A 14,056-nucleotide genomic window follows, 5' to 3' on the forward strand; every position below is an offset into this window, starting at 1 on the left:
GGGAACTGCGCGACCAGCCACAACGCCCCCGCACCCCTCACCCCTACGGCGCCCTCTCAAGGATCGCGGTGCTCTTCGGCCCCGGTGGCCCTTGGATCGGTGTCGGGCGTGAACCAGGGCAGCCCCGTATGCGTACGGGCCCGTGTACGCGCACCGGCGCCGGTGCGTGTATCGGCATCCGTGCCGGCACCGGCGGGCTCCCTGGAGACCGGCGGACGGCGCATCTTCGGTACCCGCAGGGCGACTTCGGGCAGCCGCAGCCCCCCGCGGCGGACACCGTGCGCGCCCCGTCCGGGTCGCCCCGGACGTCCGTCGCGGCCCGCTCCCGGGCCGGAGCGGCCGCCACGAGCGGCGGACGGTGGCCGCATCCGGTCCACCGCGGCCATCCCCATCCGGAACAGCGCGGCCGGCACGACGACGCAGACCAGGACCCAGAACAGGGTCACACCCCAGGGGCGGCCCACGCCCCACGGCTGCTCGGCGAGCACCTTGCCGCCGAACTTCAGGGAGACCGTGTAGTCGCCGTGCGCACCCCCGGTCAGCTCCACCGGCAGGGAGATCCGCGCCTTCTTGCCGGGGCCGATGGTGCCGCGCCACTGCTGTTGCTCCCACTGCGGGGCGAACACGCCGTGCGAGGTGCCCACATGGAAGACCGGGTCCTTCACGGCGGTGGTACCGACGTTGCCCACGGTGAGGACGAGTGTGCGGGCGGGCGGTGCCCCGAACCAGGTGAGCAGGCCGCTCGAACCGTCGAGCCGGGTGTCGGTGAGCACCGAGAGCCGCTCGCCGGCCTGTCGTGCGGGCAGCGGCTCGACCTCGTGTCCCGCGACCAGGAAGGGGGCGTCCGCCGCCGCCTTCGCGCCGGTGACCGTCGCGACGTGCACCACGCAGGGGCAGGGTTCGGGCGGTTCGGCGACCGGCAGCTTCTTGCTGAACCGGCCCTTCGCGTCGGTGGTGACGGCCCGCCCGTCCGCGTTGGCGCAGGAGTCGGTGCCGCCGATGACCCCCCGGTCGGTCGAGGACCGGCCGCAGACGAGCATCATCAGCAGGGCGCCGGCCCGCCAGCCGGTACCGGTCACCGTGATCGACCCGCCCGTTCCCGCCTGGGACCTGGACAGTTCCACCGTCGGCTTTTCCGCCGCGAGGGCGGTGCCGCCCGCCGGGGGGAGCAGGACGAGGGCGAGCATGGCCACCAGCGCGGGGACCCGCGCTCCCCTGCCCGCACGACACCGACGCGCCCCTCGGACCGGGCCGCTCGCGTCACCGCTCCCGTCACCGTTCACGTCGCCGCTCCCGTCGGCTCGACTTCCGTACGCGGCTGCCGGGCGGCCCGGGTCTGCCGGGACCGCCTCCGACGTCGTACGGACCAGTGGGCGGCGGTTCAGCCGCGGGCCTGGTTCCTGCGGGTCAGCCACAGCACGCCCGCCGCGCCGGCCAGCAGCACGGTGCCGCCGAGCGTGCCGAGTGCGACCGCGGAGTCCATGGGGCCGGTCCGCGGCAGTTCCTCGCCGCCCACTGGGGCGTCCTGCGAGGAGCCGGTGGTGCCGCCCCCGGCAGCCGTCACGTCCAGCTCCAGCGAGGGCTTCGGATCGTTGGAGGGCGTGCACGTGGTGGTCGTACCGAGGGCGCCGATGGTCAGCACGCCCGCGGTGAAGGTGACCTTGCCGGTCCCCTTCGGGGTGTACGTCCCGGTGAGGTCGGTGATCTTGATGGGGGTATCGGCCGGGATCGCCTCCGGGTTGGCGGGACCCTTGACCGACACGGTGCCGCTGTCGGCGCCGCCGACCTCGATGACCGCACTCGGATTCATCGCGCCCTTGCCCAGTTCCACCGGGCTGGAGGAGACGCCCTTCTCGAAGGTCATCGTCAGCCGGTAGCCGCTGCCGCTCCTGACGCTCCTGATGTCGATCGGAGAGACGGCGGACTTGTCACCGATCGGGGTCTTGCACTGGTAGTTGACGTCCACCACGTCGGCCCGGGCTGCGGGGGCGGCCAGCAGCACGGCCGAGCCGGCCAGGGCCGCGGCGGACGCGAGCGCCGCGGTTCGTTTCTGGTACGTCCGGTATGACACGGTCCCCTCATTCCCGAGGCGTTCTCGATGCCGTTCCTGACGGAACATCAGATCGGCCGTCAAGGTACGCCCGGGCCCTTACGGAGGGAAGACACAACGCGCGCCCAAAACAAGCAGCCCCCACCACGGGGCATCCGGAAGGGGCGCGGGGAACGGCGCGACCGGCCCGCGAACACGGCCAGACCCCGCGGACGGCCACGCCTCACACGGCGGACGCTGCGCGAAGGAGCGTCACGTGGAGGAGCGTCACGCCGAGGGGCATTGCGCGGAGGAGCGCTACGCGGGGGCGCCGAGCTCCGCCCAGACCGTCTTCCCCGCGACTCCCGCCGTACGGATGACACCCCAGTCCAGGCACAGCCGCTGCACGATGAACATCCCGTGGCCGCCGGGGCGGCCGGCTCTGTGCGGAGTCCGCGGCGCGGGCTGCCCCGCGCCCCGGTCGGAGACCTCCAGCCGGAGGACCTTCTTGTCGTAGGAGATCCAGAGCTCGTCGGGGCCCTCGGCATGCAGGCAGGCGTTGGTGACGAGTTCGGAGACGACCAGCAGGACGTCCTCCGCCGCGGCCCGCTGGTCGGCGGTGGCCGCGGGCAGCCAGCCCCACTCGTGCAGCGCCTGCCGGGCGAAGTCACGCGCGAGCGGGACGACTCCGCTCTCGCCGTCGAAGCTCAGCCGGCGGGCCCGACGCCCGGCGGGCGTACCGCCCGGAGAGGTCCCGGAAGCGCCGCCGTCGCCCGGTTCCGGGCCGCGGTCGCCCGGCGGGTAAGGCCGGGTGGTGCTCATCAGCGCTTCACCTCACCGATTCACCAGTTCATGATTCAAGACGTAAGTTCCCAGCACACTCAGCACGCCGGGAAAGCTCAGGACACTCGGGATCCGGGAGTCGTCCGGGACTGCCGCGCGCTTGCCGTTCGGCCTGTTGACATATTCAGGATGTCTCCTGCCCGACCGAACCGTCAGAACACCCACTTATCCGGTACGGATGATGTGACTCTGATAACGCGTTGATCACAGACGGGCACTCCGGGCTCAACTCTGCCGCAGGACAGGGCATCGGGGCGGCTATTCACCCTGATCGGCCGCGGGCCGATCGGGCCCGGACGCGCCGGCCTCGGGCGCCACGGCGCCGCCCGCCCCGGACCCGTCCTTGCCACCGCTGTCCCGCAGGGCCTCTTCGAGCGTGTCGTGCACGGTGAAGACGGCCTCCGCCCCGGTGATCTCGAAGACCCGGGCCACCACCGGCAGCATGCCCGCCAGATGGACGCCGCCACCCGCCGCCTCGGCCCGCAGCCGGGCGCCGAGCAGGACGTTCAGCCCGGTGGAGTCGCAGAACTCCAGCCGTGAGCAGTCCACGACCAGACGCGCGAACCCGCGGTCGAGGCATTCCTCGACCGGTTCGCGCAGAAGATCCGCCGTATGGTGATCCAACTCACCCGCCGGGGTGACGACGGCACTAGTGCCCTCTTCTCGCACCTCGACCAGAAGCCGGCCCGACTGTGCGCTGCCGACCGTCCCGCGGTCCATGCCGTCTCTCTCTTCCGACCGTTGTGGTTGCTGATTGACGCTCTCGAACCCTACGCCTTCCCTGCACACTCTGACACCCGAACAACCGCCAAGAATCGGACATTTCACCGCATAACTCACTTGCGAGAGAGTCACGAAAGCGGGTAGGGCTAGTAGTGACAGTTTTCGAGACGGCCGGCTTTGGAGGCGCCGCACACCGCAGTGCACGTATCGGCATCGGCAGCCATATGCCGAGAACGATGGAGGACATCATGTCACCCCGGCTCGACGAATCGCATACCCAGAGGGCGACGTCGACACGCCCCCTGGAAGAAACGGAAGACGAGTCCGCCGTCGAGAACGCCGGCCTGGCCGGACTTCCGGTGATCCCCCCCTTCGCCGAGGTGGGGCCGGTGGACGCGCGGGCCCTGTCCAAGACCCTCTTCGAGCGGCTGGAGTCGCTGGAGGAAGGGACGTCCGAGTATTCGTACGTCCGCAACACCCTGGTCGAACTGAACCTCGCCCTGGTGAAGTTCGCCGCCTCCCGGTTCCGCTCCCGCAGCGAGCCGATGGAGGACATCATCCAGGTCGGCACCATCGGCCTGATCAAGGCGATCGACCGCTTCGAGCTCAGCCGTGGCGTCGAGTTCCCGACCTTCGCGATGCCGACCATCGTCGGCGAGATCAAGCGCTTCTTCCGTGACACGTCATGGTCCGTACGCGTGCCGCGCAGGCTTCAGGAACTCCGTCTCGACCTGGCCAAGGCGGGCGACGAACTCGCACAGCAACTGGACCGCGCTCCGACGGTGGGAGAGCTGGCGGAGCGTCTGGGGCTGTCGAACGAGGAGGTCGTCGAGGGCATGGCGGCGTCCAACGCCTATACGGCCAGTTCACTGGATGCCCAGCCCGAGGAGGACGACTCCGAGGGCGCGCTGGCGGACCGTATCGGGTACGAGGACCACGGGCTGGAGGGCATCGAGTACGTCGAGTCGCTCAAGCCGCTGATCGCCGGGCTTCCGCAGCGCGACCGGCAGATCCTGTCCCTGCGCTTCGTCGCCAACATGACCCAGTCGGAGATCGGCGAGGAACTGGGCATCTCGCAGATGCACGTGTCGCGCCTGCTGTCGCGGACGCTGGTGCGGCTGCGCAAGGGCCTGACCGTCGAGGAGTGACACCTTCGCCGCACGTGGTGCGCGGGTGAATGCGCGCGGGGTCGAACCGGCCAGTCCGGTTCGGCCCCGCGCGCCTTCACCGCTCACTGCTCACCGCTCACCGTCCAACGTGCGGCGTTCGCCGTACCGAGTCCAGTGGCATGACCCTGCGGTACACCGGCACCGCGATCACCGCGACCGCGAGGTGCATCACGAGCAGCGCCGCCACACCGGTCACCTCGCCCTCACCGAACAGGAAGAAGTCCGGGACGAGGGAGATCACGACGACCGACGGGACGAGTCGGCGGAGCAGGCGTTCGGGCTCCGGGGAGAGCCTGCGGACGACGCCCCATCCGACGGCTCCCGCCAGCACACCCAGGGCGGTCGGAAAGACGTAGGACGGAAACTCCAGCGGCTCGAAGTCGTCCGGCGCGCCCATCGCCAGCGCCAGCACGGCGATCAGCGCGTTCACCGAGGAGGCGAGCAGGAAGGCGACGAGGACGCCTCCCGCCACCACCAGCGGACCCGGGCGTGAAGGCAGGGTCTCGGGAACAGCGGACATGGCAACTCCAGTTCGTGGAATTCGCGGAACTCATGACATTCATGAACGCGTGAAAGGGGACGTGGTCAGTTCCTGGGACCGCTGGTCGCGTCCAGGCGCGGAAGGGGACGGCCGGGCTCGGAGTCGGCGCCGCCGTGGCCACGGCCGGAGCCGGCGTCCCGGCGGCCACGGTCGGAGCAGGCGTCCCCGCGGCTACGGTCGGGGCCTGCGTCCCCGCGGCTGTCGGCCGCTCGTCGGGTCGCCGCGAGGAGGTGGGCGAGGGCGGCCGCGAGGACCAGCAGCGCGGTCCAGCCGTTCAGGCGCAGGCCGAGGATGTGGTGGGCCTCGTCGATCCGCAGGTACTCGATCCAGAAGCGGCCGGCACAGTAGGCGGCGGCGTACAGCGCGAAGGAGCGGCCCCGGTCGAGGCGGAAGCGGCGGTCCGCCCATATGACCAGGGCGGCCACACCGAGACACCACAGCGACTCGTACAGGAACGTGGGGTGGTAGGTGGCCAGGCCGGAGGTGGCACCGGGCCGGTGCGCGCGGTCGATCTCCCACGCCCAGGGAAGGGTGCTGGCCCGCCCGTAGAGTTCCTGGTTGAACCAGTTGCCCCAGCGGCCGACGGCCTGCCCCAGGGCGATGCCGGGGGCGACCGCGTCGGCGAACGCGGGCAGGGGGACACCGTGGCGGAGGCAGCCGATCCAGGCTCCGACGGCACCGCCCGCGAGGGCGCCCCAGATGCCGATGCCCCCGTCCCAGACGAAGAGGGCCCTGAGCGGATCGCCGCCCTCGCCGAAGTACGGCTCGCTGGACGTGACCACGTGGTAGAGCCGGGCGCCGACCACCCCGAAGGGGACCGCCCACAGGGCGACGTCCGCCACGACGGCCTTCTCGCCACCGCGGGCGGCCCAGCGACGGCCGCCCAGCCATACCGCCGCGGCGATTCCGAGGATCAGCATCAGTGAGTAGCCGCGCAGCGGCAGCGGACCCAGGTGGATCTCGCCGATGGGCGGGCTGGGAATGAAGGCCAGGGGCACTGGTGGTTCCTCGCGGGGTGCGGTGGAGCTCGGCGGCCGGGTGCGGAACCGATCTTCACCGCCCGCACGGGCTGGCACATCGACCGGTCGACGCATCGTCCGCCCACCGATCGGTGGACCCCGTCCGCACCGGACGGTGGACCCCGTCCGCGCCGGTCGGCCGATCCTCCGGCTGCCCGGCCGCACGTACGCTGAGGCCCATGACACCGCGACAGGTACGGCAGGGGGCACGGTGGAAGGCCGCCGCGCAGCACGCCCTCTTCGCCGTCGTGCTCGTCCTGTCCGTACTGGGTGCGCTGGCCGGGACGGACCCGACGGCCGGCACGGCACTGCTGCGGATCGGCCCGGCGGTGGGACTCGCGGTCTGGTACGCGTACTGGATCGCGCTGCGCGGCGGCACCGGTCGCCCTCCGCTGCCCTACCTCGTCGGGGCGTTGGCGGCGTGGGTGGCCATGTCCGTGGTGGACTTCGCGCTGCTCCCGGTCGCCGTGGCGGTGCTGGCCCCGTACTGGCTGCGACGGGCCTGGTGGTCGGCCGGCGGGGTGCTGGTGCTGGGCGGCGCCTGGTCGTGGCAGCGCTTCACCACCGACGGCCCCGCCGACGTGCGGACACTCACGGGCTGCGCGCTCGGCGTCGCGCTGGCGGTCACCATCACCTGCTACGTCGCCACCCTCGACCACGAGAGTCACAGGCGCCAGCGACTCCTGGACGAACTCACCGCCGCCCAGGCGGAACGAGCGGCGGCGGAACGTCAGGCGGGCACCCTGGCCGAACGCCAGCGACTGGCCCGCGAGGTCCACGACACCCTCACCCAGGGCTTCGCGTCCATCGCCATGCTGCTGGACGCCGCACGCGACGACCTGCCACCCGCCTCTCCGGCGGCCCGCCGCGTCGGGCAGGCCATGCGGACCGCCCGGGACAACCTGGCCGAGAGCCGCCGCCTCGTGCACGCCCTTCGCCCGGCGCCGCTGGACGGTACGCACCTGGCGGAAGCGGTCCGCGAGCTCACCGCCCGGCTGGCGGAGGAGACCGGCATCGAGGCTTACACGATCGTGACCGGCCGGCCGGTCGCGCTGGCCGCCGGCAGCGAGGGCGAGGTGCTGCGGATCGTGCAGGAGGCGCTGACCAACGCCCGGCGGCACGCCCGTGCGGAGAGCGTGTCCGTCACGCTGTCCTACCTCGGCGACGTCCTGGCCGTGGACGTCCAGGACGACGGCAGCGGTTTCGCGCCCGCCGCCCGGCATGCCGGGATCGGCCTGACCACCATGCGTGAGCGCGCCGCCGCCCTGGACGGCACGTTCACGCTGGAGAGCGTCGCGGGCGAGGGTACGACCGTCGCCGTCACGGTGCCGCTCCCGACCGAGCCCTCGGTCCCGACCGAGCCTCCGGCCTCCGCGCCATCGCCCGCAGTCGGTCCCGAGCGGATGGCCCCGGCGTCATGAGCGCTTCGGTCACTCCCCCGATCCGCGTCCTCCTCGCCGACGACCACCCCGTGGTCCGCGACGGGCTGGCCGCCATGCTCGCCACCCAGCCCGACCTCACGGTCGTCGGCGAGGCCGCCACCGGTGCCGAGGCGGTGCACCGGACCGCGTCCCTCGCGCCCGATGTCGTCCTGATGGACCTGCAGATGCCCGGCATGGACGGCACCACCGCGACCGCCGCCATCCGCGCCGCCCATCCCGAGGTCCGGGTCCTCGTCCTGACCACCTACGACACGGACGCCGACATCACCGCCTCCATCGACGCCGGCGCGGTCGGCTACCTCCTCAAGGACACCGGCCGGCACGAACTGTGCGAGGCCGTGCGCACCGCCGCCCGGGGAGGAGCGGCACTGTCCCCCACGGTGGCCGCCAAGGTCCTCGCCCATATGCGCGGCGACCGGCGAGCCGGTCTGTCCGGCAGGGAACTCGAAGTGCTGTCCGCCGTCGCCCGCGGGCAGAGCAACAAACAGATCGCCCGCGCCCTGCGCCTGTCCGAGGCGACGGTCAAGACTCACCTGCTGCACATCTACACCAAGCTCGACGTCACCGACCGCACCGCCGCGGTCACCGCCGCGCTGGGCCGCGGAATCATCCGAACCTGACGAACACGGACATGTCCTTGGAGCCCGCGGCGTCACGGGACTTCGTCCACCGTGTGAGCAAGGAGATGTGAGCCGCACATGAAGCATGTACTGCGTTGGCAGAGGTTCACGTTCTCCGGTGGCGGCGACGGCAACACCTGCATCGAGATCGCGACCACATCCACCGCGCTCCACCTCCGCGAGAGCGACTCCCCCGGCACCGGACTCACCACCTCGACCGCCCCCATGGCCCACCTCATACGCGGGCTCAAGACAGGTCGGACCCGTCCCGTCGGCGCAGGCCGTCGAGGATGACGTTCATCAGGGGCCGCGCCGTCGATTCCCATTCGTCCCGGTCCAGCCGGCCCAGGTAGGCGATGAGCAGGAGGGTCCCGCGGGCGTCCACGTCCGTACGGATGGACCCCGCCGCCTTTCCCGCGTCCAGCAACTGCCGCAGGGCGCCTTCGACGGGGTTCTGGCTGTGGGCGACGAGGTTGTGCCATGCCGCCGGTTCGAGCGCCGCCAGAACGCCGTACTTGATCTCGGCGTAGTCGATCACCCGGTCGAGCCAGTGACGCAGGGCCTCCACGGGCTCGTGTTCCGCGAGGAGGGCGGAGGCGGCGGTCACGAGTTCCTCGACGTCGCGCCGGTAGACCTCGGCGAGGAGCGCTTCGCGGTTGGGGAAGTTCCGGTAGAGGGTCCCCTGCCCCACACCCGCGCGCTTGGCGATCTCCTTCAGGTGGACATGGTCGGACTCGGCGAGGGCCGCACGGGCGGCCTCCACGATGCGGGTCCGGTTCTGTGCCGCGTCCGGACGGCGCGCCGACGTGTTCATGGACCTCTCCTGACGTTCCGACCATCACAAGTGGACACGGGTCCGGTAGGGTGGGCAATGCACCGGACACGTGTCCACTTTAGCTGGAGGCAGCAGTGCTCTCTCTTGAAGACAAGATCGTCGCGATCACCGGAGCAAGCGGCGGCATAGGCGAGGCCACGGCCCGTCTCCTCGCCGGGCGCGGCGCCGCGGTCGTCCTCGCGGCGCGCCGCGGTGAGCGCATCGAGGCCATCGCGCGGGACATCCGGGAGGAGGGGGGCCGTGCCGCCGCGTGCGTCGTCGACGTCACCCGCGCCGAAGACCTGCGGCGCCTGGTCTCCACCACCGTCGACCGGTACGGCCGCATCGACGTACTGGTGAACAACGCCGGTATCGCCCCGCTCAGCCCGCTGGCCGAGCTCGACACCGAGAACTGGTCGGCCATGATCGACGTCAACCTCCGCGGCACGCTCAACGGCATCGCCGCCGCCCTGCCCGCCTTCCGCGAGCAGGGATCGGGCCACCTCGTGAGCATCGTCTCCGTGGCCGGCCTGTACGGCGCGTCCCCCACGATGGCCGTCTACGCCGCGACCAAGAACGCGGTCCGCACCGTCCACGAGGGGCTGCGTACGGAGTCCACCGACGGGGTGGTGCGCACGACGGCCATCTCGCCGGGATACATCCGCACCGATCTCGCCGACTCCATGACCGACCCGCGCGTCCGTGAGCGGATACGCGAAAGCATGGACGCGGTGGGCATCTCTCCGGGGGCGGTCGCCCGTGCGGTGGCCTTCGCCGTCGAACAGCCCGGCGACGTCGAGATCGGCGAGATCAACGTCCGTCCCACCGTCCAGGCGTGACACTCGCCGTCACCGGTCGAGCAGGACGGCCGCCGTCTCCTTCCGTACTGCTCAGCGCCCGGTGCCGAGCCCTCGTCCGGCCACCTCCACGCCCCTCCGCCACACCGCTGTCACCAGCGGCACCCCCGGCCGGTACGCCAGATGCACGTGGCTCGGGGCGTCGAGGAACGTCAGGTCGGCGTACGCGCCGGGGACCAGGCGGCCGACGTCCTCGCGGCGCAGGGCCGCGGCCCCGCCCGCCGTGGCCGACCACAGCGCCTCGTCCGGGGTCATCCCCATGTCCCGTACCGCCAGCGCGATGCAGAACGGCACGGACGACGTGAAGGACGAGCCCGGGTTGCAGTCCGTCGAGAGGGCGACGGTGACGCCCGCGTCGAGGAGGCGGCGGGCGTCGGGCCACGCGGCGCGGGTGGAGAACTCGGCGCCGGGCAGCAGCGTCGCCACCGTGCCGCCGCTCGCGAGGGCGTCCACGTCCGCGTCCGTGAGACGCGTGCAGTGGTCGGCGCTGGCCGCGTCCAGCTCCACCGCGAGCTGCACGCCGGGGCCGTAGGAGAGCTGGTTGGCGTGGATGCGGGGGTGCAGGCCCTTCGCCCGGCCCGCCGTGAGGATCGCGCGGGCCTGGTCCCCGTCGAAGGCGCCCTCCTCGCAGAACACGTCGATCCAACGGGCGTACGGGGCACACGCGTCGAGCATCTCGCCGGTGACGAGCGCGACGTACGCGGCGGGGTCGTCCGCGTGGTCCGGGGAGACGATGTGCGCGCCGAGGTAGGTGACCTCGTCGGTGTGCGCGGCCGCGATGCGCAGGGCCCGTGCCTCGTCCTCGACCGTCAGCCCGTAGCCGGACTTGGTCTCGAACGTGGTCGTGCCCTGGCGGAGCGCCTCGTCGAGGTAACGGGTGAGGTTGCGCTCCAGTTCCTGGTCCGTCGCGGCGCGGGTGGCGGCGACGGTCGTACGGATGCCGCCGGCGCTGTAGGCCCGGCCGGACATCCGGGCGTTGAACTCCTGCGTGCGGTCGCCCGCGAAGACGAGGTGCGAGTGGGAGTCGACGAAGCCGGGGATCACCGCGCGTCCACCGGCGTCGACCCGATTGTCAGTGGCGGGTGCTTCTCTTGAGTCACCGGTCCACGCGATGCGGTCGCCGTCGACGACGACGGCCGCGTCCTGGATCAGACCGAGGGGGGAGTTGTCACCGAGGGAGGGGTCGTTGGTGACCAGACTGGCGATGTTGGTGATGAGGGTCGTGCCTGCGCTGGTGGTGCCGGTCGTGCTGCTCATGGCGTCCTTGAGGGTGATCGGCGCGATCTCGTCGATGAGGTCGGGAGCTGGGGCCGGGACGGGCGTCAGGCGCGCAGGGCCTCGATCGCGTCCGCCAGGGCGCGGGGCACGTCCGGGACGAGGGTGTGCGCCCCGTCGCGTACGACATGCCGGCCGCCCACGACCGTATGGCGCACGTCAGCCGCTGTCGCGGCGAATACGGCCGTCTCGGCGCCGAGCCGCGGCAGCGTCCCCGCTGTTCTGACCGAATCGAGCGCGATCGTCGTGAAGTCGGCGAGCGCGCCCTCTTCCAGGGTGCCCGCGTCGGACCAGCCGAGGGCCGCGTGACCGTCCGCGGAGGCGGCCCGGAGCAGGGCCGCCGCCGTCCAGTGGCCCCGGGTGCGGCTGCGCAGGCGCTCGTTCAGCTCCATCGCGCGCGCCTCTTCGAGCAGGTCGACGACGGCGTGGCTGTCGGAGCCCAGGGACAGCGGGGAGCCCGCCCGCTGGAGGGCGACGGCCGGCCCGATGCCGTCGGCGAGGTCGCGCTCGGTGGTCGGGCACATACAGGTGCCGGTCCCGGAGCGGCCGAGCAGCGCGATGTCCTCGTCGGTGAGATGGGTGCTGTGCACGGCCGTGGTGCGCGGGCCGAGCACCCCGTGGTCGGCGAGCAGCCTGGCGGGCGTGCGGCCGTGGGCCGCTAGGCAGGCGTCGTTCTCCGCTGTCTGCTCGGACAGGTGCACGTGGAGCGGGGCCCGCCGCTCCTCGGCCCACCGCGCCACCGTCGCCAACTGCCCGGCGGGCACGGCCCGTACGGAGTGGACGGCCGCCCCGATCCTCGCGTGATCCCGGTCCTTGAGAACTGAACAGCGTGTCGCCCATGCCTCCGCGGTGCCGTCGGAGAAGCGGAGCTGGTGGCGGTTCGGGGGCTGCCCCCTGCGCGCGTCGAGCAGACCGGCGGCGAGGTAGACGGTGTCCAGGAGCGTGATGCGGATGCCCGCCTCCGCGGCGGCCTCGACGAGCGCCTCCCCCATGGCGTTCGGGTCGGCGTAGGGGGTGCCGCCGGGCGCGTGGTGCACGTAGTGGAACTCGCCGACGGCCGTGACGCCCGCGAGGGCCATCTCGGCGTACACCGCGCGGGCGAGGGCGTGGTAGGTGTCCGGGGTCAGCCGGTCCGCGACGGAGTACATGATCTCGCGCCAGGTCCAGAAGGTGCCGGAGCCGACCTGGACGGTGCCGCGCAGGGCCCGGTGGAAGGCGTGGCTGTGGGTGTTGGCGAGGCCGGGGAGCGTCAGGCCGCGCAGGATCTCCGCCCCGGGCGGCGGGCTGTCGGCGCCGGTGCGGACGGCGGCGATCCGGCCGTCCGTGCCGACGTCGAGGGTGACGCCCGGCTCCACGTAGGAGTCGAGCCAGGCGTGCTCCAGCCAGTACGTCGTGCCTCGCGCGCTCACTTGCAGGCCAGCCCTTCCAGTACGTCGGCGAGTGCGGTCACCCCGGCGACGCAGTCGTCCTCGGCGGCGTGCTCGGCCGGCGAGTGCGAGACGCCCGTGGGGTTGCGTACGAACAGCATGGCGGTCGGGACGGAGGCGGAGAGGATTCCGGCGTCGTGTCCCGCGCCGGTCCCCAGGACGGGCACCCGCAGATCCGCGCTGTCCTCCTTGCCCAGGAGGCGGACGATCTCGTCCCGCAGGGCGTGCTCGAACTCGACGACCGGGGTGAACGACTCCCGGACGACGTCGAGGTGGACGCCGTGCGCGTCGGCGTACTCGCGGGCGGCCTTCTCGATGCCGTGGACGACCGTGTCGAGGGCCGCCTGGTCGGCGGCGCGGGAGTCCAGCCAGCCGCGTACGAGGGAGGGGATGGCGTTGACGCCGTTCGGCTCGACGGAGATCTTGCCGAAGGTGGCCACGGCGCCCGCGAGCTGTGCCTCCCGGCGGGCCGCGAGCACGGTCTCCGCGTACGACAGCATGGGATCACGGCGGTCCGCGAGGCGGGTGGTGCCCGCGTGGTTGGCCTCGCCCCGGAAGTCGAACCGCCACCGCCCGTGCGGCCAGATGGCGCCGGCGACGCCGACCGGGTCGCCGGTCAGGTCGAGGGCCCGTCCCTGCTCGACGTGCAGTTCGACGAACGCGCCGATGCGGGCGAGGCGTTCGGGGTCGGGACCGATGGTGTCCGGGTCGTACCCGGCGGCCTCCATGGCCTGCGGCAGGGTGATCCCGCCGGCGTCGGTGAGCCGGTGCGCCTGCTCGACGGTGAGGTGTCCGGCGGCGAGCCGCGAGCCCACGCAGGCCAGCCCGAAGCGGGCGCCCTCCTCGTCGCCGAAGTTCACGACGGCGAGCGGTTTGGTGAACCGTGCGCCCCGGCCGCGCAGTTCGTCCAGCGCGGCGAAGGAGGACACGACACCGAGGGGTCCGTCGAAGGCGCCGCCGTCCGGCACCGAGTCGAGGTGCGATCCGGTGACGACTGCGTCCCCCGCCGAGGGGTCACCGAGCCAGGCCCACTGGTTCCCGTTCCGGTCCAGCTCCAGGACGAGCCCGCGCGCCTCGGCCTGTTCCCGGAACCAGTCCCGGCAGTCGGCGTCGGCCCCGGTCCAGGCGAACCGCCGGTAGCCACCGGAGCCGGGGTGGCGCCCAATGGACCCCAACTGCCGCCACATCTCGAGAAAGGAGGAGGGCCCGGTCCCTTTCAGCCCGTCCGACGCCTGCGGACGAGGCTGTGCGGCAGGCATCTTCAGCCCGTCCGGCGTGTGCGGACGAGGCCGTTCAG

At 72.3% G+C, this 14,056-nt stretch carries 15 protein-coding genes; 5 read left to right on the forward strand and 10 right to left on the reverse strand.

The genetic code is table 11. The features are described from left to right. Window positions 1-56: 56 nt before the first annotated feature. The 4 genes from ACFYXC_RS11360 to ACFYXC_RS11375 form a co-directional block, all read right to left on the reverse strand. Entirely contained in the window at window positions 57-1,187 is a 1,131-nt protein-coding gene (locus ACFYXC_RS11360; protein ID WP_389549562.1) for a hypothetical protein, read from the reverse strand. 194 nt (window positions 1,188-1,381) lie between these two features. Next, on the reverse strand, window positions 1,382-2,071 hold the full coding sequence (locus ACFYXC_RS11365; protein ID WP_389549565.1) for an LPXTG cell wall anchor domain-containing protein: 690 nt from the start codon (window positions 2,069-2,071) through the stop codon (window positions 1,382-1,384). Between the two features lie 276 nt (window positions 2,072-2,347). Then, entirely contained in the window at window positions 2,348-2,851 is a 504-nt protein-coding gene (locus ACFYXC_RS11370; RefSeq protein ID WP_388918677.1) for an ATP-binding protein, read from the reverse strand. A 279-nt stretch (window positions 2,852-3,130) separates the two neighbouring features. After that, window positions 3,131-3,592 (reverse strand): STAS domain-containing protein, encoded by a 462-nt coding sequence (locus ACFYXC_RS11375; RefSeq protein WP_388918680.1) that lies wholly within the window; start codon window positions 3,590-3,592, stop codon window positions 3,131-3,133. 239 nt (window positions 3,593-3,831) lie between these two features. On the opposite strand from ACFYXC_RS11375, the gene ACFYXC_RS11380 reads away from it, so the two are divergent. Next, window positions 3,832-4,743, forward strand: coding sequence for an RNA polymerase sigma factor SigF (locus tag ACFYXC_RS11380; RefSeq protein ID WP_389549569.1), 912 nt, complete (start codon window positions 3,832-3,834; stop codon window positions 4,741-4,743). A 97-nt stretch (window positions 4,744-4,840) separates the two neighbouring features. On the opposite strand, the gene ACFYXC_RS11385 is transcribed toward ACFYXC_RS11380, so the two are convergent. Then, window positions 4,841-5,284 (reverse strand): DUF6069 family protein, encoded by a 444-nt coding sequence (locus tag ACFYXC_RS11385; RefSeq protein WP_388918686.1) that lies wholly within the window; start codon window positions 5,282-5,284, stop codon window positions 4,841-4,843. Between the two features lie 65 nt (window positions 5,285-5,349). After that, window positions 5,350-6,303 (reverse strand): prolipoprotein diacylglyceryl transferase, encoded by a 954-nt coding sequence (gene lgt, locus ACFYXC_RS11390; RefSeq protein WP_389549572.1) that lies wholly within the window; start codon window positions 6,301-6,303, stop codon window positions 5,350-5,352. A 200-nt stretch (window positions 6,304-6,503) separates the two neighbouring features. Here lgt and ACFYXC_RS11395 point away from each other — a divergent pair, with 200 nt between their 5' ends. From ACFYXC_RS11395 to ACFYXC_RS11405, 3 genes are all read left to right on the forward strand, one after another. Beyond that, window positions 6,504-7,745 (forward strand): sensor histidine kinase, encoded by a 1,242-nt coding sequence (locus tag ACFYXC_RS11395; protein ID WP_389549575.1) that lies wholly within the window; start codon window positions 6,504-6,506, stop codon window positions 7,743-7,745. Beyond that, window positions 7,742-8,386: a response regulator gene (locus tag ACFYXC_RS11400; protein ID WP_389549579.1), complete on the forward strand. Its 645-nt coding sequence runs from the start codon at window positions 7,742-7,744 to the stop codon at window positions 8,384-8,386. The genes ACFYXC_RS11395 and ACFYXC_RS11400 overlap by 4 nt, the downstream gene beginning before the upstream one ends. Before the next feature lie 78 nt (window positions 8,387-8,464). Further along, entirely contained in the window at window positions 8,465-8,680 is a 216-nt protein-coding gene (locus tag ACFYXC_RS11405) for a DUF397 domain-containing protein (protein WP_389549582.1), read from the forward strand. On the opposite strand, the gene ACFYXC_RS11410 is transcribed toward ACFYXC_RS11405, so the two are convergent. Beyond that, entirely contained in the window at window positions 8,634-9,200 is a 567-nt protein-coding gene (locus ACFYXC_RS11410) for a TetR/AcrR family transcriptional regulator (RefSeq protein WP_389549584.1), read from the reverse strand. The two genes, ACFYXC_RS11405 and ACFYXC_RS11410, sit on opposite strands and share 47 nt — an antisense overlap. Window positions 9,201-9,295: 95 nt before the next feature. Between ACFYXC_RS11410 and ACFYXC_RS11415 the strand changes: the two genes are divergently transcribed. Further along, window positions 9,296-10,039, forward strand: a complete 744-nt coding sequence (locus ACFYXC_RS11415; protein WP_389549586.1) for an SDR family oxidoreductase — start codon at window positions 9,296-9,298, stop codon at window positions 10,037-10,039. A gap of 51 nt (window positions 10,040-10,090) precedes the next feature. Here ACFYXC_RS11415 and hutI read toward each other — a convergent pair whose 3' ends face one another. From hutI to ACFYXC_RS11430, 3 genes are all read right to left on the reverse strand, one after another. Further along, a complete protein-coding gene (gene hutI / locus ACFYXC_RS11420; protein ID WP_389549589.1) occupies window positions 10,091-11,314 on the reverse strand; it encodes an imidazolonepropionase in 1,224 nt (407 codons plus the stop codon). Between the two features lie 65 nt (window positions 11,315-11,379). Continuing rightward, window positions 11,380-12,741, reverse strand: coding sequence for a formimidoylglutamate deiminase (locus ACFYXC_RS11425; RefSeq protein WP_388918710.1), 1,362 nt, complete (start codon window positions 12,739-12,741; stop codon window positions 11,380-11,382). Beyond that, the gene (locus ACFYXC_RS11430) at window positions 12,738-14,018 is read right to left on the reverse strand and encodes an allantoate amidohydrolase (RefSeq protein ID WP_389549592.1); all 1,281 of its coding nucleotides are present in this window, start codon (window positions 14,016-14,018) and stop codon (window positions 12,738-12,740) included. Before ACFYXC_RS11430 ends, ACFYXC_RS11425 begins: the two co-directional genes overlap by 4 nt. Window positions 14,019-14,056 lie beyond the last annotated feature (38 nt).

Origin of the sequence: Streptomyces sp. NPDC002701, assembly GCF_042889045.1 — a bacterium.
Classification (GTDB): domain Bacteria; phylum Actinomycetota; class Actinomycetes; order Streptomycetales; family Streptomycetaceae; genus Streptomyces.

What these genes read in the sequence shown, in the direction of transcription:
- hutI (WP_389549589.1), bottom strand. Translation starts at nt 11,314, where the DNA reads ATGAGCAGCACGACCGGCACCACCAGCGCAGGCACGACCCTCATCACC.
- ACFYXC_RS11395 (WP_389549575.1), top strand. Translation starts at nt 6,504, where the DNA reads ATGACACCGCGACAGGTACGGCAGGGGGCACGGTGGAAGGCCGCCGCG.
- ACFYXC_RS11400 (WP_389549579.1), top strand. Translation starts at nt 7,742, where the DNA reads ATGAGCGCTTCGGTCACTCCCCCGATCCGCGTCCTCCTCGCCGACGAC.
- ACFYXC_RS11410 (WP_389549584.1), bottom strand. Translation starts at nt 9,200, where the DNA reads ATGAACACGTCGGCGCGCCGTCCGGACGCGGCACAGAACCGGACCCGC.
- ACFYXC_RS11385 (WP_388918686.1), bottom strand. Translation starts at nt 5,284, where the DNA reads ATGTCCGCTGTTCCCGAGACCCTGCCTTCACGCCCGGGTCCGCTGGTG.
- ACFYXC_RS11405 (WP_389549582.1), top strand. Translation starts at nt 8,465, where the DNA reads ATGAAGCATGTACTGCGTTGGCAGAGGTTCACGTTCTCCGGTGGCGGC.
- ACFYXC_RS11380 (WP_389549569.1), top strand. Translation starts at nt 3,832, where the DNA reads ATGGAGGACATCATGTCACCCCGGCTCGACGAATCGCATACCCAGAGG.
- ACFYXC_RS11375 (WP_388918680.1), bottom strand. Translation starts at nt 3,592, where the DNA reads ATGGACCGCGGGACGGTCGGCAGCGCACAGTCGGGCCGGCTTCTGGTC.
- ACFYXC_RS11370 (WP_388918677.1), bottom strand. Translation starts at nt 2,851, where the DNA reads ATGAGCACCACCCGGCCTTACCCGCCGGGCGACCGCGGCCCGGAACCG.
- ACFYXC_RS11430 (WP_389549592.1), bottom strand. Translation starts at nt 14,018, where the DNA reads ATGCCTGCCGCACAGCCTCGTCCGCAGGCGTCGGACGGGCTGAAAGGG.
- ACFYXC_RS11360 (WP_389549562.1), bottom strand. Translation starts at nt 1,187, where the DNA reads ATGCTCGCCCTCGTCCTGCTCCCCCCGGCGGGCGGCACCGCCCTCGCG.